The organism is Variovorax sp. Soil_C_26, assembly GCF_057657075.1.
In genome coordinates this window covers 753523-773788 of the sequence record NZ_JBDGJC010000001.1, presented here as the reverse complement: position 1 = coordinate 773788, position 20266 = coordinate 753523, and the positions used below count along the sequence as shown (strand labels likewise).

Genomic DNA, 20266 nt, shown 5'->3' with positions numbered 1-20266 from the left:
TTCTGCGCTTTTCCGTTCGATGGCACGAACCTACCATCGGCTGCGCCACGCTCGAAAAAACAAAGGACCGCCAGTGTTCAGTTTCCTCTCCCGCGAACCCTTGCACGATCCGCTGGCGGCGCCCACGCCCACCGCCGAGACCGAGGTCAAGACCACCACCTGCTACATGTGCGCCTGCCGCTGCGGCATCCGCGTGCACCTGCGCGAGGGCGAGCATGGTCCCGAAGTGCGCTACATCGACGGCAACCCCGCGCACCCGCTGAACAAGGGCGTGATCTGCGCCAAGGGTGCGTCGGGCATCATGAAGCAGGTGTCGCCCGCGCGCCTCACGCAGCCGCTGCTGCGCAAGCCCGGCAGCGAGCGCGGCGCGGGCGAGTTCGAGCCCATCAGCTGGGAGCACGCCTTCGAGCTGCTGACCGATCGGCTTGCCAAGATCCGCGCCACCGACCCGAAGAAGTTCGCGCTCTTCACGGGCCGTGACCAGATGCAGGCGCTCACCGGCCTGTTCGCGCGCCAGTTCGGCACGCCCAACTACGCGGCGCACGGCGGCTTCTGCTCGGTCAACATGGCCGCCGGCATGATCTACACCGTGGGCGGCAGCTTCTGGGAATTCGGCGGCCCCGACCTCGACCGCGCCAAGCTGTTCGTGATGATCGGCACCGCCGAGGACCATCACAGCAACCCGATGAAGATCGCGCTCGGCAAGTTCAAGCGCGAGGGCGGCCGCTTCATCTCGATCAACCCGGTGCGCACCGGCTACTCCGCCATCGCCGACGAGTGGATTCCGATCAAGCCCGGCACCGATGGCGCGCTCTTCATGGCGCTGCTGCACGAGCTGATCGCCGCCAACCTCATCGACCACGCCTTCCTCAAGCGCTTTACCAATGCGCCGCAACTCGTGGTGCTCGACGAGGGCGAGCGCGAAGGTCTGTTCGCCTTCGACCCCGAGCGCGGCCCGCCCGGCGATGGCCGCAATCCGCACAACAAGCTGATCTGGGACCGCGCCGACGGCACCGCCAAGCCGGCCTATCCCGAAGGCATCGGCGAATGGTGCGACCCGGCGCTCGAAGGGCACTACACGCTGGCCGACGGCACGCGCGTGGCACCGTCGTTCCAGCTGCTGCGCGAACGCGTGGCGAGCTGCACGCCCGAATGGGCCGAGGCCATCACCGGCATCGATGCCGCCCGCATCCGCCAGCTCGCGCGCGAAATGGGCGAGACCGCGCTGCAGCAGGCTTTCGAACTGCCCATTCCATGGACCGACGCCTGGGGCAAGAAGCATGCGACCACGCAGGCACGGCCGGTGGCGTTTCATGCGATGCGCGGCCTGGCGGCGCATTCGAACGGCTTCCAGACCGTGCGCGCGCTCGCCATCCTGATGAGCGTGCTCGGCACCATCGATGCGCCCGGCGGCTTCAGGCACAAGGCGCCGTACCCGCGCCACATCGTGCCCAACTACCGGGCCTTCAACGACCCGGCCATGATCCAGCCCAACACGCCGCTCAATGCCGCGCCGCTGGGGTTTCCGGCCAGCCCGGACGAACTCGCGATCAACCCCGACGGCTCGCCGATCCGCATCGACCATGCGTTCTCGTGGGAGCATCCGCTGTCGGCGCACGGGCTCATGCACAACGTGATCGCCAATGCCGTCAAGGGCGACCCGTACCGCATCGACACGCTGCTGATCTTCATGGCCAACATGGCGTGGAACTCGAGCATGAACACGATGGCCACGCGCGAGATGCTCAATCGCAAGGACGACAAGGGCGAGTACATGATCCCGTTCCTGGTGGTGTGCGACGCCTTCCAGAGCGAGACGGTGGCCTTTGCCGACCTGGTGCTGCCCGATACCACCTACCTCGAACGGCACGACGTGATGAGCATGCTCGACCGGCCGATCTCCGAGTTCGAGGGGCCGGTCGATTCGGTGCGCGTGCCGGTGGTGCCGCCCATGGGGCAGTGCAAGCCGTTCCAGGAGGTGCTGATCGAACTGGCCTCGCGGCTCAAGCTGCCGGCCTTCACCACGCCCGAGGGCGGGCGCAAGTTCACAGGCTACCCGGATTTCGTCGTCAACTTTCAGCCGGCGCCGGGCATTGGCTTCCTGATGGGATGGCGCGGCAAGGACGGCACCGAGCACCTGCGCGGCGAGCCCAATCCGAAGCAGTGGGAAGCCTACGAGAAGAACAACTGCGTGTTCCAGTACCACATGCCCGAGAGCATGCACTTCATGCGCAACTGGAACCGCGAGTACCTCGATTTCGCGAAGGACAAGGGCTGGCGCCAGCGCAACGACCCGGTGCAGCTCGCGCTGTATTCCGACACGCTGCAGAGCTTCAGGCTCGCCGCCCAGGGCAAGACGCAGGGCCGCCAGCCGCCCGACGCGCTGCGCGAGCGCATCGCCAAGTATTTCGATCCGCTGCCGTTCTGGTACGCGCCGCTCGAGGAAGCAGCGACCGACACCGAGGCCTATCCGCTCAACGCCATCACGCAGCGGCCGATGGCGATGTACCACTCGTGGGATTCGCAGAATGCCTGGCTGCGGCAGATCCACAGCCACAACTACCTGCATGTGAACCCGCGCACGGCCGAGGCCGCGGGCATTGCCGACGGCGGCTGGTGCTGGGTCGAGAGCCAGTGGGGCAAGGTGCGCTGCATGCTGCGCTACAGCGAGGCCGTCGAGCCCGGCACCGTCTGGACCTGGAACGCGATCGGCAAGGCCGACGGCGCCTGGCAGCTCGCACCGGGCGCCGACGAAGCGCGCAAGGGCTTCCTGCTCAACCACCTCATCAGCGAAGAGCTGCCGTGCGCGGGCACCGCGAGCGGCACCATCAGCAACTCCGACCCCATCACCGGACAGGCGGGCTGGTACGACGTGCGCGTGCGCATCCGGCCGGCCGAGCCCGGCGAGCCCGAAGAGAGCTTTCCGCAGATCGCGAGCATGCCGACGGCGCCGGGTGTGCTGGGCAAGGCGGCGAACGTGCTGACGTACTTTGCTGGGAGGGCGAAGAAATGATGCAGTGGTTGAAGGACTTGATGGCGCCGGCGGCCATGCTTCAGCAGCCCGCGCCTGCGCCCGCATCGCCCGCCGCTCGGGCCGGGCAGGGAACCGTGCGCGCCGAACCCGGCGAGACGCTGGCCAAGCAGCTCGCGCTGGTCATCGACCTCAACGTCTGCGTCGGCTGCCACGCCTGCGTGACGTCGTGCAAGCAATGGAACACCTCCGGCAGCGCCGGTCCGCTGGCCGACGAGAAGCCCTACGGCGCCGATCCCACCGGCACCTTCTTCAACCGCGTACAGACCTACGAGGCCGGCACCTTTCCGGCCACGCAGACGGTGCACTTCCCCAAGAGCTGCCTTCACTGCGAAGACCCGCCCTGCGTGCCCGTGTGCCCCACGGGCGCAAGCTACAAGCGCAAGGAAGACGGCATCGTGCTGGTCGACTACGACAAGTGCATCGGCTGCAAGTACTGCGCCTGGGCCTGCCCCTACGGTGCGCGCGAGCTCGACGAGGAGCGCCAGGTCATGACCAAGTGCACGCTCTGCGTCGACCGCATCTACGACGAGCAGCTGCCGAAGGAAGACCGCAAGCCCGCCTGCGTCAAGGCCTGTCCCACCGGTGCACGCCTGTTCGGCGACGTGAAGGACCCGACCTCGGAGGTGTCGATCGCCATCCGCGAGCGCGGTGGCTATGCGCTCATGCCCGAATGGGAGACCAACCCGGCCAACCAGTACCTGCCGCGACGCATCACGCCGGCGGCCGAGACGAAGGAGTAGCCCGATGCATCCCGCGTTCTCCATCCTTTTCTTCACCACGCTGGCCGGCGCCGCGCAGGGGCTCGTCGTCGCGCTCGCGCTCGCGGTGCTGTTCGGCCTCGGCCTCGCGCCCGCTTTCCTGAGCGCCGCGCTCGCGTTCGCCGAGGTGCTACTGGTCGCGGGCCTCGCGGCCTCGTTCCTGCACCTCGGGCGCAAGTCGCGCGCCTGGCGTGCGGTGCTGATGTGGCGCACCTCGTGGATGTCGCGCGAAGTGATCGTGCTGCCGGCGTTCATCGCACTGGTCGCGGCCTGGTGGCTTTCGCTGCAGCTCGGCACCACGCCGGGTGCGATCGCGGCATGGCTGCTGCCTGTGCTGGTGCTGGCCGGGGCCGCTGCGCTCTGGTACTGCACCGCCATGATCTACGCCTGCCTGCGCTTCATCGAGGAATGGGCGCATCCGATCACCATCGCCAACTTCATGCTGATCGGCTTGTCGTCGGGCCTGGTGCTCGCCTGCGCCATGGGCGCGGTGGCCGGCGAGGCGCGCTTCGTGCAGGTCTTCGGCCCGTGGGCCCTGGCGGCCACGCTCGTGGCCTGGGGCGTGCGCGCGCTGTCGCTGCGCCGCAATGCGACCCTGCGCCCCAAGTCGACGCTGCAGTCGGCCACCGGCATCCCGGGGGCCAATCTGGTGCAGAAGTCGATGGGCATGTCGGCCGGCGCGTTCAATACGCGCGAGTTCTTCCATGGCGTCTCGCTCGCGGCGCTGCGCAACGTCAAGCTCGGTTTCCTGCTGCTGGCTTTTGCGCTGCCTTCGCTGCTGCTCGTGTGGGGCCTGCTGGCGAGCGAGGTCTCGTGGCCGTGGCTGCTCGCGGTGCTGGTGCAGGCGCCCGGCCTGCTGGCCGAACGCTGGTTCTTCTTCGCGCAGGCCCGGCATCCGCAGAACCTGTATTACCAGGTGGTGTCCTGAATCCGGCGCGGTTCTTCAGGCCTGGTGGTTGAGCCGCAGCCCCGGCGTCGGCCAGTCGTCGATGGCGATCAGCCGGCCGCTGCCGGACAGCGTGACGTAGGCCGTGCGCATGTCGCGCCCGCCGAAGCAGATGTTGGTGGTGTAGCGATCCGGCAGCGGCACGTGTTCGCAGCTGCTGCCGTCGGGCGCGACGATCGTGATGCCCCCGTGCAGCAGCGTCGCCACGCAGAGGTTGCCGAGCGCATCGGCCGCCATCGAGTCGAAGCGCTGGTAGTGCCCGCCCGGTGACGCGCAGAGCATGCGGCCGCCGTGCGGTGAGGGCCAGCCGTCCTTGCGCACGCGGCCCGGCGCGACGATGTCGAAGGCCCAGACCCGTGCGCCCTCGGTTTCGGCGTAGTAGAGCGTGCGCCCGTCGGGCGACAGCGCGATGCCGTTCGGCGTCATCACCGGCCGTGCGATCGCGTGCGCGCCGCTGCCGTCGGCATGGCCGTAGAACACGCCGCCCCGGTCCATGTCGCGCTCGCGCACCTTGCCCAGGTCGGTGAAGTAGAAGCCGCCCGCGGCGTCGAACACCAAGTCGTTCGGCCCGCGCAGCGCCGCCCCGTCGACCGTGTCGTAGAGCCGCTCGGCGCGGCCCGTGGCGAGGTTCACGCGCTCGATGCGGCCGCCCGAATAGTCGTCCGCCTCGCCCACCGGGCGCTGGCAGCCATCGGCCTCGGTGTGCCAGCGAAAGCCGCCGTTGTTGCACACGTACACCGCGCCGTCGGGCCCGACGGCCGCGCCGTTCGGCCCGCCGCCCAGGTCGGCCACCACCTGCACCAGCCCGTCATGCCGCACGCGCGTGAGCGTGCCGCGGGCGATCTCGACCAGCAGCACCGAGCCATCGTCCATGGCGATCGGGCCTTCGGGGAATTGCAAGCCGGTGGCGAGTTCGCGGATTTGCATCGGGCGTGCCTTTCTTATCAGGTCTGGGGTGTGGGGCTTGCAAGTGTGCTGTTTCTTGCGGGCGGTGCCCAGTCCCGGGAGTGACGTGCGGAATTCGTGATGGCCGTCACGGAACAATCGCCTAAAATATGCGCCATTGGCGTATGGCGATCGAATGCTCACCGTCGTCGAAACCCAGACCTTCAGAAGCTATGGCCGAACTATTGGACAGAGCAAGAAAGAGGCGATTTCGCAGCCTACATCTCCGTGCATCCCGATGCCGGCGATCCTGTTCAGAGGTCCGGCGGAGTGCGCAAGGTGCGCTGGAGCCGAAGCGGCTCCGGCAAAAGCGGCGGCGTCCGGGTCGTGTACTTCAACCGCAGAAACGCCGGTGAAATCGTCTTGCTGCTGATCTACCCCAAAGCGAACCTTGATTCGATCTCTGGCGAAACCTTGAAGGAGTTGCGAAATGCCGCAGAAAAAGCCGATGACTGATGCCGAGTTGATCGCCTTCGAATCGAATCAGGATTTCGAAGCGCTGCTCGTGCAGTCGGCCCGCGAGATGAGCGCCGGAAGGACCCGCAAGGTCTACACGCCTGTGGTGGCCGCGCGCGAGAATGCCGGCTTGTCGCAGGCGGGCTTCGCATCGCTCCTCGGCGTGTCGGTACGCACGTTGCAGCAATGGGAGCAGGGGCGCCGCGAGCCGACCGGCGCGGCCAAGACGTTGATTGCCATTGCAGAGAAGATGCCCGAGGCGCTGAGAGTGATCGATCCGAACTACCATCGCCAATGAGAAAAGCCCCGTTGCTACTTATTTAATAGCAACGGGGCTTTGTCTGTATTGGTGCCGGAGAGATGAATCGAACACCCGACCTTCTCATTACGAATGAGCTGCTCTACCGACTGAGCTACACCGGCGAAGCCTCAGATTATAGCCACTCCGTCAGGCCTTTTCGGCGTGGTAGCGGGTCAAACGCTCAACTTCGTTTCGCGAACCCAACATCACGCTCACGCGCTCGTGCAGCTTGGTGGGCTGCAGCTCGAGGATGCGCTGCTTGCCGTTGGTGGCTGCGCCGCCGGCCTGCTCGACGAGCCAGCTCATCGGGTTGGCCTCGTACATCAGTCGCAGCTTGCCGGCCTTTTCGGGCTCGCGCTTGTCCCAGGGGTACATGAAGACGCCGCCGCGCATCAGGATGCGGTGCACGTCGGCCACCATGCTGGCGATCCAGCGCATGTTGAAGTCCTTGCCGCGCGGGCCTTCCTTGCCGGCCAGGCATTCGTCGATGTAGCGCTTCATGGGCTCGTCCCAATGGCGCATGTTGCTCATGTTGACCGCGAATTCCTTGGTGTCGGCCGGAATCTGGATGTCTTCCTGCGTGAGCACGAAGCTGCCCTGCTCGCGGTCGAGCGTGAACATCGCGACGCCGTTGCCCACGGTGAGAACCAGCGTGGTCTGCGGGCCGTAGATGCAGTAGCCGGCGGCCACCTGCTCGGTGCCGGGCTGCAGGAAGTCGGCTTCCTGCACGCCGGGGGTGTCGTCGGGCTTCTTCAGCACGCTGAAGATGGTGCCGATGCTGACGTTCACGTCGATGTTGCTGCTGCCGTCGAGCGGGTCGAACATCAACAGGTATTCGCCCTGCGGGTAGCGGTTGGGCACCACGTAGATGCTGTCCATTTCCTCGCTGGCCATGGCGGCGAGGTGGCCGCCCCATTCGTTGGCCTCGATCAGCACCTCGTTGGCGATGATGTCGAGCTTCTTCTGGATCTCGCCCTGCACGTTCTCGCTCTCGGCCGTGCCGAGCACGCCGCCGAGCGCGCCCTTGTTGACGGCCTGGCTGATGCTCTTGCAGGCGCGGGCGACCACTTCGAGCAGCAGGCGCAGCTGGCCGGGAATGAGTCCGTCGGCGCGCTGCTGTTCGACGAGGTAGCGGGTGAGGGAGATCTTCTGTTGTTGAGCCATATGCTTTCTGTGTTCAGTTTCTTCAGTTGCCGGCCAATGCACGCGTAACCACTTCGTGCGTGTCCTTGCTCAGGTCGGGTTTGGCTGCCACGCGCGCGATCGCCTCGCGCGCAGCGCTGCGGTAGGGCTCGGCCAGCTTGCTCCAGCGGTCGAGCGCGCGTGCGAGGCGGGCGGCCACCTGGGGGTTGATGGCGTCGAGCTCGATGACGCGCTCGCTCCAGAACACGTAGCCGGCCGCGTCGGGGCGGTGGAAGGCGCCGGGGTTCGCGCTGCAGTAGCTGAAGATCACACTGCGTGCGCGGTTCGGGTTCTTGAGCGAGAAGTCCGGGTGCTTCATCAGCTGCTTGACCAGGGGCAGGATGTCGCCGCCGCGGTCGGATGCACCGGCCTGCAGCGAGAACCACTTGTCGATGACGAGGGCTTCGTCCTTGAACAGGGCATGGAAGCGCGCCAGCGCCTGTCCGGCCAGCGCATGGCCCGACGCCACGAGCGCATTGAGCGCGTTGAAGCGGTCGGTCATGTTGCCCGCGTCCTTGAAGCGCTGCAGCGTCTTGCCGGGCCACACGGCGTCGCCCGAGGCGCGCGCCGCGAGGCACAGGAAGTTCAGGGCCATGCCGGCCAGTGCGCGGCGGCCTGCCGACGTGGGGTCGGGGCTGTAGGCGCCGGTGTCGTGATGGGCTTCAAAGGCCCATTGCCAGTCGGCAAAAAGGGCGGTGGCGAGCTGGGCGCGCATGGCCTCGCGCACCAGGTGCACGCGCTGCGGGTCGACCACGTCGAGCTGCTCGGCGATGTAGGTCTCCGAGGGCAGCGTGAGCACCAGTTCCTTGAAGGCGGCGTCGAGCTGCGGATGGCGCAGCACGCTGCGCATGGCCTCGACGTAGGCGTCGTCGAGCACCGGCGTGGTGTCGCCCGCGACCGCGTCGATGCCCCTGACCGCGGCGCGAAGGCCGAGGCGCTGGCCGGCTTCCCAGCGGTTGAACGGATCGGGGTCGTTGGCCAGCAGCGTGAGCAGCTGGGCGTCGGTGTAGTCGAAGTCGAGGATCACGGGTGCGCTGAAACCGCGCAGGATCGAGGGCACGGGCTCGGCGTCGAGGCCGACGAAGGTGATCTGCTCGCCGGCACGCGAGAGCACCAGCGTGCGGGTGCCGCGGGTGACCTCGCTCTCGCCCTCGAGCTGCACCGGCAGCTCGCGCCCGCTGGCGTCGAGCAGGCCGACGTTCAGCGGAATGACGAAGGGCTCCTTGGTCGGCTGGCCCGGCGTGGGCGGGCAGCTCTGGACCACGCTGAGCGTGTAGCTGCGGTTCTGCGCGTCGTACACGCCGTGCGCTGCGAGGCGTGGCGTGCCGGCCTGGCTGTACCAGCGCTTGAACTGCGGCAGCAGGCGCGCGAGTTCGGAGTCGGGGTTGGCATCGGCGATGGCCTGCGCGAAGTCGTCGCAGGTCACGGCCTGGCCGTCGTGGCGCTCGAAGTACAGCGTGATGCCGCGCTCGAAGCCCTTGCGGCCGACCAGCGTCTGCATCATGCGCACCACCTCGGCACCCTTCTCGTAGATGGTGACGGTGTAGAAGTTGCTGATCTCGATGTAGCTGTCGGGCCGCACCGGATGCGCCATGGGGCCGGCGTCCTCGGGGAACTGGGCGGTGCGCAGCACGCGCACGTCCTCGATGCGCTTGACGGCGCGCGCCGACGCGTCGGCGCAGAGGTCCTGGCTGAACTCCTGGTCGCGGAAGACGGTGAGGCCTTCCTTCAGCGAGAGCTGGAACCAGTCGCGGCAGGTCACGCGGTCGCCGCTCCAGTTGTGGAAGTACTCGTGGCCGACCACGCTTTCGATGTTGCCGTAGTCGGCGTCGGTGGCGGTGGCCTGGTTGGCCAGAACGTACTTCGTGTTGAAGATGTTCAGGCCCTTGTTCTCCATCGCGCCCATGTTGAAGTCGCTCGTGGCCACGATCATGAAGCGGTCGAGGTCGAGCGGCAGGCCGAAGCGGGCCTCGTCCCACAGCACCGAGTTGATGAGCGAGTTCATCGCATGCTCGGTCTTGTCGAGGTCGCCGGCGCGCACGTACACTTGGAGCAGGTGCTCCTTGCCGCTGCGCGCGGTGATGCGCTGCTCGCGCGCGACGAGCTTGCCCGCCACCAGTGCGAACAGGTAGCTGGGCTTGCGGAACGGGTCGACCCACTTGGCGAAGTGGCGGCCTTCGGGCAGGTCGCCCTGATCGACGAGGTTGCCATTCGACAGCAGCACCGGGTAGGCGGCCTTGGCGGCGCGCAGCGTGACGGTGTAGGTCGCCATCACGTCGGGCCGGTCAAGGAAGTAGGTGATGCGGCGGAAGCCCTCGGCCTCGCATTGCGTAAAGAAGGTGTCCTCGCTCACGAACAGGCCCATCAGCTTGGTGTTCTTGATGGGGCAGCAGGTGGTGAAGATCTCGAGTTCGAAGGCGCCTTCCTGGGCCGAGGGCAGGCCGTCGAGCACGAGCTGCTCGCCTTCCATGCGGAACGAGGCGCCTTGGCCGTTGACCAGCACGCGGGCCAGGTTGAGCTCGTCGCCGTCGAGGCGCAGCGGCTGCGGCGGCACGTCGGGGTTGCGGCGCAGCTGCATGCGGTTGAGCACGCGCGTCTTGGCGGGGTCGAGGTCGAAAGTCAGGTCGACGGTGTCGATCCAGAATGCCGGGGCGGCATAGTCTTCGCGGCGAATGGCAATGGGTTGCCCTTGGGCGTCACGCTGCAGCAGCATCGAGGGTCTCCAGAAAATTCGAATGGGCGAGTTCGTTGTAGTCGCGAACCGCGGCGATCACATGCGGACCGCCGAGCTCGGCGGGGGAATGGGTGCTGCACACGGCCACGGCGCGCATGCCGCCGCGGCGTGCGGCCTCGATGCCGAAGGGCGCATCCTCGAACACGACGCAGCGTTCGGGCGCCACGCCGATGCGCCGCGCGGCTTCGAGAAAGATCTCGGGCGTGGGCTTGCCGGCAAAGCCTTCGTCGCCACCCACCACGGCGAGCGGCAGCGGATCCATCTTCAGGCGCGACATCACGAACTCGATGTTGTGCCGGTCGCCGGCCGTGCCCACTGCCACCTTCAGGCCGCGCGCGACGGCGGCGCCGGCAAAGGCGGTGAAGCCGGCCACCTCTGCGAAGCTGTCGCCGAACATCGTGCGGTAGATCGCTTCCTTCTCGTCGACCAGCGCCAGGCATTCGGCGTCGGACAGCGGCCGCTCGAACAGCTCGGGCATGCACTCCACGCCGGTGCGGCCGGTGGTGCGCGCGAGGATCTCGCTCGCGTCGAGCGCGAGGCCGTGGCGCGCCGCAAACTCGACCCATGCGCGCGCATGCGCCGGCATGGAGTCGATCATGGTGCCGTCCATGTCGAAGATCAGCGCTTCGACCTTCATCAGACGCCTTGCTTCAGCGAGGCTTCGATGAACACGTCGAGATCGCCGTCGAGCACCTTCTGGGTGGCCGAGACTTCGACGTTGGTGCGCAGGTCCTTGATGCGGCTGTTGTCGAGCACGTAGCTGCGGATCTGATGGCCCCAGCCCACGTCGGTCTTGCTGTCCTCGAGCTTCTGCTGCTCTTCCTGGCGCTTGCGCATCTCGTGGTCGTACAGGCGCGAGCGAAGGCGCTTCCAGGCCACGTCGCGGTTGCTGTGCTGGCTGCGGCCGTCCTGGCACTGCACCACGATGCCGGTCGGGATGTGCGTGAGCCGCACGGCCGAGTCGGTCTTGTTGATGTGCTGGCCGCCGGCGCCGCTGGCGCGGAAGGTGTCGGTGCGCACGTCGGCCGGGTTGATGTCGATCTCGATCGAGTCGTCGATCTCCGGGTACACGAAGATGCTCGCGAAGCTGGTGTGGCGCCCGCCCGAGGAGTCGAACGGCGACTTGCGCACCAGGCGGTGCACGCCGGTCTCGGTGCGCAGCAGGCCGAAGGCGTACTCGCCCTCGACCTTGATCGTCGCGCTCTTGATTCCGGCGGTGTCGCCCGGGGTCTCGTCCTCGAGCTGGGCCTTGAAACCCTTGCGCTCGGCGTACCGCGTGTATTGGCGCAACAGCATGCTGGCCCAGTCGCAGGCCTCGGTGCCGCCGGCGCCGGCCTGGATGTCGACGAAGGCGTTGAGCGGGTCGGCCGGGTTGTTGAACATCCGGCGGAATTCGAGCTGCTTGATGTCGGCCTCGAGCGCGGCGGCGTCATCGGCGATCGACTGCAGGCCATCCATGTCGCCTTCTTCCTTCGACATGTCGAAGAGCTCGGTGTTGTCCGAGAGGCCGCTGGTGAGCCGGTCGAGCGTGACGACCACGTCGTCGAGCGACTTCTTTTCCCTGCCCAATTCCTGGGCCTTCTTGGGGTCGTTCCAGACGTTGGGATCCTCGAGCGATGCGTTGACCGTCCTCAGACGTTCGGCTTTGGCATCGTAGTCAAAGATACCTCCGTAAATCTGCCGTGCGGGCGCTCAGGTCCGCAAGCGTTGCACCGATCTGGTTGATTTGTTCTGCGTCCATGGGGTGTCCTGATCTGTTCGGGGAAACCGGACATTTTCTCATGCCCGGCCCGATGGCCCCGGGCTGCGCCAGTTTTGGACCGGCCGGAGCGAACGCCCCAGGCGTTTCCATCTGTAGTAAGCCATAAGTCCCAAGGCAGCGCGCAAGTCCATGCCGGCAGGGTTGCCGCCGCCGCGGCGCCGCTTGTAGGATGGCGCGGATGACCCAGCACATCGGAATCGTCGGCTGCTCCGCCGAGGGCGCTGCACTCTGCTACCAGACCATCTGCGTCGAAGGCGCGGCGCTCTTCGGGCCGCATGCGCATCCCGAAGTCTCGATGCACACGCCGTCGCTCGCGGACTACATGGCGCACATCTACCGCGGCGACTGGCGCGGCGTGGGCGAGGTGATGCTCGCCTCCGCCGACAAGCTCGCCAAGTCGGGCGCCGACTTCCTGGTCTGCCCGGACAACACGATCCACCAGGCGCTGCCATTCATCGAGGCGCGCTCGCCGCTGCCATGGCTGCACATCGCGGGCTGCGTGGCCGACGAGGCCGCGCGGCGCGGCTTTCGGCGCCTGGCGCTGACGGGCACGCGCTGGCTCGTCGAGAGCGATGTCTATCCCGACAAGCTCTCGGCCGTGGGCCTGGAGTGCGTGCGGCCCGCCGCCGAGGAGCGCGAGGAGATCAACCGCATCATCATGGACGAGCTGGTCTGCGGCGTCTTCAAGCCCGAGGCGATCGCGACCTTCCGGCGCGTGATCCAGCGCATGCGCGAGCACGACGGCTGCGACGCGGTGATCCTCGGCTGCACCGAGATCCCGCTGATCATGAACGACGTGAACTCGCCGCTGCCGACGCTCAATTCGACGCGGCTGCTGGCGCGCGCGGCGCTGCGGCGGGCGGCGGCGAAGCGGGAAGGCTAGGCGAGGAAATCCTCGATCAGTTGCGCCACGCGCTCGGGCTGGTCGTGGTGCAGCATGTGACCCGACGCTTCGAGCCGCTCGATCCGCACTGAGGGCACGGATTTCAGCCGCTCGTGGAATTCGTCGAGCGTGTAGCGGTTTTTCCACCAGCCCTGGAGGCTGTCGTCGGCGGCCTCGACCATCAGCGTGGGCGCCGCGATGCGCGCATAGAGCGCGAGCGTCTCGTCGACGCGGAAGATGTTCGCATTGACGATCTTGTGCGCCGCCTCGCCGAGGATCTGCCAGCGCTCGCTGCCGTCGGGCTGCTTGCGCGCGGCCGACCAGTGGCCTGCGAGCCACTGGGCCTTGTCGGGCGACAGGCGCGGATTCGTCTTCATGAGGCGGCGCGCCACGCCGTCCACCGCGGAATAGGTCGACAGGTCCATCTCGCCGCGGTGCAGGCGCTTGAGTTCGTCGATCCATTTCCCGTAACGCTCTGGCGCTTCGTCGGGCCGGCGCGCCGGCATCCCGAAGCCTTCGAGGTTGACGAGGCGGCGGATGCGCTCGGGCCGGGTGCCCGCATAGTGCATGGCGACGTTGCCGCCCATGCTGTGGCCGACAAGATCGACCGGGCGCGCCGCGTCGCCTTCGCCCGCGTAATGGTCGAGCAGCCATTCGAGGTCGGCCAGGTAGTCGGGCAGCCAGTAGTTGTCGACGCCGCCGCCATCGGTCAGCCCGAAGCCGCGCCAGTCGGGCGCGACGATGAAGCACTCCTCGGCCATGGCGTCGACGACGAACTGCCACGAAGCCGCCACGTCCATCCAGCCATGCACCAGCACGAGCGGCGGGCGTTCGGCCGAGGGGCGGCCCCAGGTGCGCACGTGGTACTGGAGGTTGCGCACGGGGACGAATTCGCTGCGCGAGGGGCGGAGGGCTTGGTACATGGGCGCCGATGATACGAAGTGCAGCCGACCGGCAGAGTCCGGCAGACGACAGTAAAGTTCGCGCATGCAAAAAATCCAACTCGGTCAGAGCGACCTTCATGTCACGCCGATCTGCCTCGGCACCATGACCTTCGGCGAGCAGGTCGACGAAGCCTCGGCCCACCAGATCCTGGACCGCGCCCTCGATCGTGGCGTCGACTTTCTCGACACGGCGGAGATGTATGCCGTGCCCACGCGCCGCGAGACCTACGGCGCCACCGAGACCATCATCGGCAACTGGTTCGCGGCCCACCCCGGCGTGCGGCAGCGCGTCGTGCTCGCCAGCAAGGTGGCAGGCCCGGCGCGCAACACGCCGTGGGTGCGCGAAGGCGAGGGCATGACCCCCGCCGACATCGTGGCCTCGTGCGACGCGAGCTTGAAGCGGCTGCGCACCGACGTGATCGACCTCTACCAGATCCATTGGCCCGAGCGCCACGTGCCGGCCTTCGGCAACCTCTACTACGACCCGGCGAGCGAGCGTTCGAAGACCCCGATCCTCGAGCAGCTCGAAGCCTTTGCCGGGCTGGTGAAGGCGGGCAAGGTGCGCGCGATCGGGCTCTCGAACGAGACGCCCTATGGCGTGCACGAGTTCGTGCGGCTCGCCGAACAGCATGGCCTTCCGCGCGTGGCCTCGGTGCAGAACATCTACAACCTGGCCGCCCGCTTCGCCGAGAACGGGCTCGACGAGACGATGCACCGGCTCGGCGTGTCGCTCCTGGCCTACTCGCCGCTGGCCTACGGCCTGTTGACGGGCAAGTACGACCAGAGCGGCATCGTCGGCCCCGAGGCGCCGCAGGAGGCGCGCATCACGCGCTACGAATCGGTGCGCAAGCTGCGCTGGGGCCGGCCCGAGGCGCTCGCGGCCGCGCGGCGCTACAACCAGCTCGCGCGCGACAACGGCCTCACGCCGGTGCAGCTCGCGCTGGGTTTCTGCCGCGCCAAGTGGCAGGTGGCGAGCACCATCATCGGCGTGCGCACGCTGGCCCAGCTCGACGAGGACATCGACGCCTGGGGCACCGAGCTGCCGGCCGGACTGCTGGCCGAGATCGACCGCATCCGCTGGGAAATGCGCGACCCGGCCAACTAGATGCCGAAGAAGAGCGCCCACGTCTCGGAAACGCCGGCCACCCAGCTGCTGCGTGCCGCGAAGGTTGAGTTCACCGAGCATCCCTACGCGTACCAGGAACACGGCGGCGCCCAGCGCGGCGCCGAGATGCTCGGACTCGACCCGTTCATGGTCATCAAGACGCTGGTGATGCAGGACCAGGACGCGAAGCCGCTGATCGTGCTGATGCATGGCAACCGCACCGTCTCGACCAAGAACCTCGCGCGCCAGATCGGTGCCAAGTCGGTCGAGCCCTGCACGCCCGAGGTTGCGCAGCGCCACAGCGGCTACATGGTGGGCGGCACCTCACCGTTCGGCACGCGGCGCGAGATGCCGGTCTACATCGAGTCGAGCATCCTGGGGCTGCCGCGCATCGTGCTCAACGGCGGCCGGCGCGGCTACCTGATCGGGATTGACCCGCAGGTGTGCGTGCGGCTGCTCGGCGCCAAGCCGGTGGAATGCGCGCTGGCAGAATAGCCAGCCCGCCTGCATGCTGCCGGCCACCAGAACGAAAAGAAATCCATCCCACGTGGAGCGCGCCTTGAGCCTCGACCTGCCTTCCCTCGCCGCCATCGTCATCTCGTACCTGATCGGCTCGCTGTCCTTCGCCGTCATCGTGAGCAAGGCGCTCGGCATGGCCGATCCGCGCAGCTACGGCAGCAAGAACCCGGGCGCCACCAACGTGCTGCGCTCGGGCAACAAGGGCGCGGCGCTCGCCACGCTGCTGCTCGATGCGGTGAAGGGCTGGCTGCCGGTATTCGCGATCCGGCATTTCGGCGCGCAGTGGGGGCTCGGCGAGGGCGTGGCCGCGCTCGCGGGCCTGGCGGCGTTCCTCGGGCACCTGTATCCGGTGTTCTTCGGCTTCCAGGGCGGCAAGGGCGTGGCCACCGCCGCGGGTGTGCTAGTGGGCATTGCGCCCTGGCTCGGGCTCGCCACCGGCGCCACCTGGCTGATCATTGCGGTATTTTTCCGCTATTCGTCGCTGTCTTCGCTGGTGGCAGCCTTCTTTGCGCCGGCGTATTACCTGCTGGGGGGCAATATCGCCTGGGCGCTCGACCGCACGGTGCTGATCGCGCTCGTCGTGATGAGCCTGCTGCTGATATGGCGGCACCGCGAGAACATCCGCCGGCTCGCGGCCGGCACCGAGTCGAAGCTCGGTGCGAAGAAAAAAGCTTGAGCAACCAACGAAACCAACAAGGACAGAAACGACTATGGCTTCCATCACCCGCTTCCACGTCGGCCCGCGCCTTTCCGAGACGGCCGTGCACAACGGCACCATCTACCTCGCGGGCCAGGTGCCCGACGACACCACGCAGGACATCCGCGGCCAGACCGCGCAGGTGCTGGCGATGGTCGACCGCCTGCTGGCCGAAGCCGGCAGCGACAAGTCGCGCATCCTCATGACGCAGATCTTCCTGGCCGACATCGGCGACATCACGGCGATGAACGAGGTCTGGGACGCCTGGATTCCCGCCGGCAACACCCCGCCGCGCGCGACGGTGCAGGCCAAGATGGCCAACGCAGCCTACAAGATCGAGATCGTCGTCACCGCCGCTGCAGCAGCCTGAGGGGCGTCAGTACCGCTTCTCGAGGACCATCTGGTCGGCGTCGCGGCGCATCGAGAAACGATTGATGAAGCTGTTGCCCAACAGCACGAAGGGCATCGGCTGCGGTGACACCACGGCCTCGATGTCGTAGACCTCGACATCGCCCACGCGCACCGATTGGAGCCGCAGCCTGTGGCCGGTCGAGACGCCGTTCGCCGTGCTGATCTGGATGCGCTGCGCCTTGCTGTAGTCCAGGCCGATGCGCTTGGCGTCGTCGGCCGACAGCGCGATCGAGGTCGCGCCGGTGTCGAGCATGAAGGTGACGGTGCGCCCGTTGATGGCGCCCTGTGTCATGAAATGGCCCCGGCTGTCGGCCGGCAGCACGATGCGGCTACCGCCGCCATTGCCCCCACCGCCGCCGCCGATGCTCACGGGCGTGTCCATGCGCAGGCTGACGCGCTTGCCCTCGAGCTCGACCACCGCCTGCTCGGCCTGCAGTGAGACCAGCTTCACGCCCTGGAAGGTCTCGCCGACCGCCACGGTCTTGGGCGGCGCACCGTTCACGATCAGGATCGCGCGGCTGCCGATGGTGCCGGTCAACATGACCGAACTGGCCGCCTGCACGCCGGCTGCAGCGCACAGCAGCAGCGCTGCGGCGACGACGAGGGAGCGCATGCGAGGCTCGGTCAGTCGCGGAAGTTGTCGAAGCTCAGCGGCATGTCGGGCACCTCTTTCTTGATGAGCGCCATCGCCGCCTGCAGGTCGTCGCGCTTGGCGCCGGTGATGCGCACCGCATCGCCCTGGATCGCGGCCTGCACCTTGAGCTTGCTGTCCTTGACGATGCGGGTGATCTTCTTGGCCTGCTCGCTCTCGATGCCGCTCTTGATCTTGATGACCTGCTTGACCTTGTCGCCGCCCATCTTCTGGACGTCGCCCTTGTCGAGGAAGCGCACATCGACGCTGCGCTTGGTGAGCTTGCTGCGCAGGATGTCTTCCACCTGCACGAGCTGGAACTCGGCATCGCCGATCATGGTGATTTCCTTGTCCTTGAGCTCGACGGCGGCGGCCGTGCCCTTGAAATCGAAGCGGGTCGCGATTTCCTTGGCGGTGTTCTCGACCGCGTTCTTCACTTCGGGCAGGTTGGGTTCGCAGACGGTGTCGAAAGACGGCATGGACTCTCCTGATTCACGGGTAGCTGGATGCGACAATTCTCCCATGATCGTGGAGAACAACGTCCCGCTGCAGCCCTACAACAGCTTCGGCATTGCCGCGCGCGCGCAGCACCTGGCGCGCATCGCGAGCGAATCGGACGTGGCCGCGCTGCTGGCCGACCCCCGGTGGCGCGATGCGCCGCGCTTCGTGCTCGGCGGCGGCAGCAACATCGTGATCACCGGCGACGTGAAGCCGCTGGTGCTGAAGGTCGAGATCAAGGGGCTGCGCCTGGTCGAAGAGACGCCGCGCGCCTGGATCGTGGAGGCGGGGGCGGGCGAAACCTGGCACGAGGCGGTGCAGTGGATGCTTGCGCACGGCTATCCGGGGCTCGAGAACCTGGCGCTCATCCCGGGCACCGTGGGCGGCGCGCCGGTGCAGAACATCGGCGCCTACGGCGTCGAGCTGCAGGACCGCTTCGATTCGCTCGACGCCATCGACCTGGATACCGGCCGCAGCTTCACGCTCGATGCCGCGCAGTGCGCCTTCGGCTACCGCGATTCGGTGTTCAAGCACGTGCCCGCCGGGCCGACCGACTTCGGGCTCTCCGGCCGGGCGCTGATCACGCGCGTGCGCTTTCGCCTGCCGCGGCCATGGAAGGCGGTGGCGGGCTACCTCGACCTCGAGCGCAAGATGGAGGAAACGGGCAATTTCACGCCCAGCCCCACCGATGTCTTCGACTGGATCTGCGCCATCCGCCGCGCCAAGCTGCCCGACTGGCGCGTGCTCGGCAATGCGGGCAGCTTCTTCAAGAACCCGACGGTCACGCCCGAGCAGTGCGCCGACATCATCGCGCGCGACCCCAAGATCGTGCACTACCCGATGGACGACGGCACCATCAAGCTCGCGGCCGGGTGGCTCATCGACGCCTGCGGCTGGAAGGGCAAGTCGGTCGGCAATGCCGGCGTCTACGAGAGGCAGGCGCTGGTGCTGGTGAACCGCGGCGGACTCGAGAACCCGGTCACGGGCGGCGAGGTCATGACGCTGGCAAAGGCCATCCAGACCAGCGTGTACGAGCGCTTCGGCATCCGGCTGGAGCCGGAGCCGGTGGTGGTCTGAGCGGCGCCGCCTTGGTGCGCCACTCGTGCTTTATTTGCCTTCGTCGTCGTTCGCGAGCTTCGGCAGAGAAGCGCCCTGGCTCGCCGACAGCAGGCCCGTGCGCGTGTAGATCGCGAGCTTCTCGCGCGTGTCGACGATGTCGAGGTTGCGCATGGTCAGCTGGCCGATGCGGTCGAGCGGCGTGAAGGCGCCTTCGACCTTTTCCATGCTCAGGCGCTCGGGCTTGTAGGTGAGGTTGGGCGACTCGGTGTTGAGGATCGAGTAGTCGTTGCCGCGGCGCAGCTCGACCGTGACGTCGCCGGTGATCGCGCGCGCCACCCAGCGTTGCGCCGTCTCGCGCAGCATGATGGCCTGCGGGTCGAACCAGCGGCCCTGGTAGAGCAGGCGGCCGAGCTTGCGGCCATGGTCGCGGTACTGCTCGATCGTGTCCTCGTTGTGGATGCCGGTCACGAGGCGCTCGTAGGCGATGAACAGCAGCGCGAGGCCGGGCGCCTCGTAGATGCCGCGGCTCTTGGCCTCGATGATGCGGTTCTCGATCTGGTCGCTCATGCCCAGGCCGTGGCGCCCGCCGATGCGATTGGCTTCGAGGATCAGGTCGACCAGGTTCGGGTAGGCCACGCCGTTCAGCGCCACGGGCACGCCCTCTTCGAAGCGCACCGACACCGTCTCGCGCTTGACCTCGACTTCGTCCTTCCAGAACGCCACGCCCATGATCGGCTGCACGATCTGCATGCCGCTGTTCAGGTGCTCGAGGTCCTTGGCTTCGTGGGTGGCGCCCAGCATGTTCGAGTCGGTCGAGTAGGCCTTCTCGGACGACATCTTGTAGGCGAAGCCGGCCTTCTGCATGAATGCCGACATCTCGGCGCGGCCGCCGAGCTCGTCGATGAAGACCTGGTCGAGCCACGGCTTGTAGATCTTGAGGCTCGGGTTGGTGAGCAGGCCGTAGCGGTAGAAGCGCTCGATGTCATTGCCCTTGTAGGTGCTGCCGTCGCCCCAGATGTGGACGTCGTCTTCCTTCATGGCCGACACCAGCATCGTGCCCGTGACGGCGCGGCCCAGCGGCGTGGTGTTGAAGTAGGTGACGCCCGCGGTGGTCACGTGGAAAGCGCCGGCCTGCAGTGCGGCGATGCCCTCATTGGCGAGCTGCACGCGGCAGTCGATCAGGCGCGCATTCTCGGCGCCGTAGAGCATGGCCTTGCGCGGGATCTCGTCGTAGTCGGGCTCGTCGGGCTGGCCGAGGTTGGCGGTGTAGGCGTAGGGGATCGCGCCCTTGTTGCGCATCCAGTGCAGCGCCGCGCTGGTGTCCAGGCCGCCCGAAAAGGCGATGCCGACTTTCTGGCCGGCGGGTACGTTCTGAAGAATGGTCGACATGTGGGTGTCCGT

General features: G+C 67.3%; 20 protein-coding genes and 1 tRNA gene. 11 read left to right on the top strand and 10 right to left on the bottom strand.

Features of this window, described 5'->3' with window-relative positions; all coding sequences use genetic code 11:
• Positions 1–73 precede the first annotated feature (73 nt).
• From AC3A6G_RS03740 to AC3A6G_RS03730, 3 genes are read left to right on the top strand one after another with little or no spacing between them, the layout of a single operon-like run.
• Positions 74–3013 carry a molybdopterin oxidoreductase family protein gene (locus AC3A6G_RS03740; RefSeq protein ID WP_487858286.1) on the top strand — a complete coding sequence of 980 codons (2940 nt, stop codon included), beginning with the start codon at positions 74–76 and terminating at the stop codon, positions 3011–3013.
• Positions 3010–3774 carry a 4Fe-4S dicluster domain-containing protein gene (locus AC3A6G_RS03735; protein WP_487858285.1) on the top strand — a complete coding sequence of 255 codons (765 nt, stop codon included), beginning with the start codon at positions 3010–3012 and terminating at the stop codon, positions 3772–3774. The genes AC3A6G_RS03740 and AC3A6G_RS03735 overlap by 4 nt, the downstream gene beginning before the upstream one ends.
• A 4-nt stretch (positions 3775–3778) precedes the next feature.
• A complete protein-coding gene (locus AC3A6G_RS03730; protein ID WP_487858284.1) occupies positions 3779–4720 on the top strand; it encodes a dimethyl sulfoxide reductase anchor subunit family protein in 942 nt (313 codons plus the stop codon).
• A gap of 15 nt (positions 4721–4735) precedes the next feature.
• On the opposite strand, the gene AC3A6G_RS03725 is transcribed toward AC3A6G_RS03730, so the two are convergent.
• The gene (locus AC3A6G_RS03725; protein ID WP_487858283.1) at positions 4736–5665 is read right to left on the bottom strand and encodes an SMP-30/gluconolactonase/LRE family protein; all 930 of its coding nucleotides are present in this window, start codon (positions 5663–5665) and stop codon (positions 4736–4738) included.
• A 99-nt stretch (positions 5666–5764) separates the two neighbouring features.
• On the opposite strand from AC3A6G_RS03725, the gene AC3A6G_RS03720 reads away from it, so the two are divergent.
• On the top strand, positions 5765–6139 hold the full coding sequence (locus AC3A6G_RS03720; RefSeq protein ID WP_487858282.1) for a transcriptional regulator: 375 nt from the start codon (positions 5765–5767) through the stop codon (positions 6137–6139).
• Positions 6114–6437, top strand: a complete 324-nt coding sequence (locus AC3A6G_RS03715) for a helix-turn-helix domain-containing protein (protein ID WP_487858281.1) — start codon at positions 6114–6116, stop codon at positions 6435–6437. Before AC3A6G_RS03720 ends, AC3A6G_RS03715 begins: the two co-directional genes overlap by 26 nt.
• Positions 6438–6486: 49 nt before the next feature.
• Here the strand turns inward: AC3A6G_RS03715 and AC3A6G_RS03710 are convergent.
• From AC3A6G_RS03710 to prfB, 5 genes are all read right to left on the bottom strand, one after another.
• Positions 6487–6562, bottom strand: a tRNA-Thr gene (locus AC3A6G_RS03710).
• A gap of 25 nt (positions 6563–6587) precedes the next feature.
• Positions 6588–7604: a class 1 fructose-bisphosphatase gene (locus AC3A6G_RS03705; RefSeq protein ID WP_487858280.1), complete on the bottom strand. Its 1017-nt coding sequence runs from the start codon at positions 7602–7604 to the stop codon at positions 6588–6590.
• A 22-nt stretch (positions 7605–7626) separates the two neighbouring features.
• On the bottom strand, positions 7627–10335 hold the full coding sequence (pepN, locus tag AC3A6G_RS03700) for an aminopeptidase N (RefSeq protein WP_487858279.1): 2709 nt from the start codon (positions 10333–10335) through the stop codon (positions 7627–7629).
• Positions 10319–10993, bottom strand: a complete 675-nt coding sequence (locus AC3A6G_RS03695; RefSeq protein ID WP_487873103.1) for an HAD family hydrolase — start codon at positions 10991–10993, stop codon at positions 10319–10321. Before AC3A6G_RS03695 ends, pepN begins: the two co-directional genes overlap by 17 nt.
• Positions 10993–12097 (bottom strand): peptide chain release factor 2 gene (gene prfB, locus AC3A6G_RS03690; RefSeq protein WP_487858277.1). Its coding sequence is split into 2 segments (ribosomal slippage): positions 10993–12015 and positions 12017–12097, totalling 1104 coding nucleotides; the frame shifts between segments, so codons are not numbered across the junction. Before prfB ends, AC3A6G_RS03695 begins: the two co-directional genes overlap by 1 nt.
• Before the next feature lie 199 nt (positions 12098–12296).
• Between prfB and AC3A6G_RS03685 the strand changes: the two genes are divergently transcribed.
• On the top strand, positions 12297–13001 hold the full coding sequence (locus tag AC3A6G_RS03685; protein ID WP_487873102.1) for an aspartate/glutamate racemase family protein: 705 nt from the start codon (positions 12297–12299) through the stop codon (positions 12999–13001).
• On the opposite strand, the gene AC3A6G_RS03680 is transcribed toward AC3A6G_RS03685, so the two are convergent.
• Positions 12998–13924 carry an alpha/beta fold hydrolase gene (locus tag AC3A6G_RS03680; protein ID WP_487873101.1) on the bottom strand — a complete coding sequence of 309 codons (927 nt, stop codon included), beginning with the start codon at positions 13922–13924 and terminating at the stop codon, positions 12998–13000. The genes AC3A6G_RS03685 and AC3A6G_RS03680 overlap by 4 nt on opposite strands.
• A 64-nt stretch (positions 13925–13988) precedes the next feature.
• Between AC3A6G_RS03680 and AC3A6G_RS03675 the strand changes: the two genes are divergently transcribed.
• From AC3A6G_RS03675 to AC3A6G_RS03660, 4 genes are all read left to right on the top strand, one after another.
• Positions 13989–15050, top strand: a complete 1062-nt coding sequence (locus AC3A6G_RS03675; RefSeq protein ID WP_487864071.1) for an aldo/keto reductase — start codon at positions 13989–13991, stop codon at positions 15048–15050.
• Positions 15051–15545: an aminoacyl-tRNA deacylase gene (locus tag AC3A6G_RS03670; protein ID WP_487858273.1), complete on the top strand. Its 495-nt coding sequence runs from the start codon at positions 15051–15053 to the stop codon at positions 15543–15545.
• A gap of 64 nt (positions 15546–15609) precedes the next feature.
• Positions 15610–16245: a glycerol-3-phosphate 1-O-acyltransferase PlsY gene (gene plsY, locus AC3A6G_RS03665; protein WP_487873100.1), complete on the top strand. Its 636-nt coding sequence runs from the start codon at positions 15610–15612 to the stop codon at positions 16243–16245.
• Positions 16246–16279: 34 nt separating this feature from the next.
• The gene (locus AC3A6G_RS03660; RefSeq protein ID WP_487858271.1) at positions 16280–16636 is read left to right on the top strand and encodes a RidA family protein; all 357 of its coding nucleotides are present in this window, start codon (positions 16280–16282) and stop codon (positions 16634–16636) included.
• Between the two features lie 6 nt (positions 16637–16642).
• Here AC3A6G_RS03660 and AC3A6G_RS03655 read toward each other — a convergent pair whose 3' ends face one another.
• The gene (locus AC3A6G_RS03655; protein WP_487858270.1) at positions 16643–17290 is read right to left on the bottom strand and encodes a retropepsin-like aspartic protease family protein; all 648 of its coding nucleotides are present in this window, start codon (positions 17288–17290) and stop codon (positions 16643–16645) included.
• 11 nt (positions 17291–17301) lie between these two features.
• Complete coding sequence (locus AC3A6G_RS03650; protein WP_487864069.1) at positions 17302–17787, bottom strand: YajQ family cyclic di-GMP-binding protein; 486 nt, start codon at positions 17785–17787, stop codon at positions 17302–17304.
• Positions 17788–17830: 43 nt separating this feature from the next.
• Here AC3A6G_RS03650 and murB point away from each other — a divergent pair, with 43 nt between their 5' ends.
• The gene (gene murB / locus AC3A6G_RS03645; RefSeq protein ID WP_487858268.1) at positions 17831–18883 is read left to right on the top strand and encodes a UDP-N-acetylmuramate dehydrogenase; all 1053 of its coding nucleotides are present in this window, start codon (positions 17831–17833) and stop codon (positions 18881–18883) included.
• Positions 18884–18913: 30 nt separating this feature from the next.
• Here murB and argG read toward each other — a convergent pair whose 3' ends face one another.
• Positions 18914–20254, bottom strand: coding sequence for an argininosuccinate synthase (gene argG, locus AC3A6G_RS03640; protein WP_487873099.1), 1341 nt, complete (start codon positions 20252–20254; stop codon positions 18914–18916).
• Between the last annotated feature and the right edge of the window lie 12 nt (positions 20255–20266).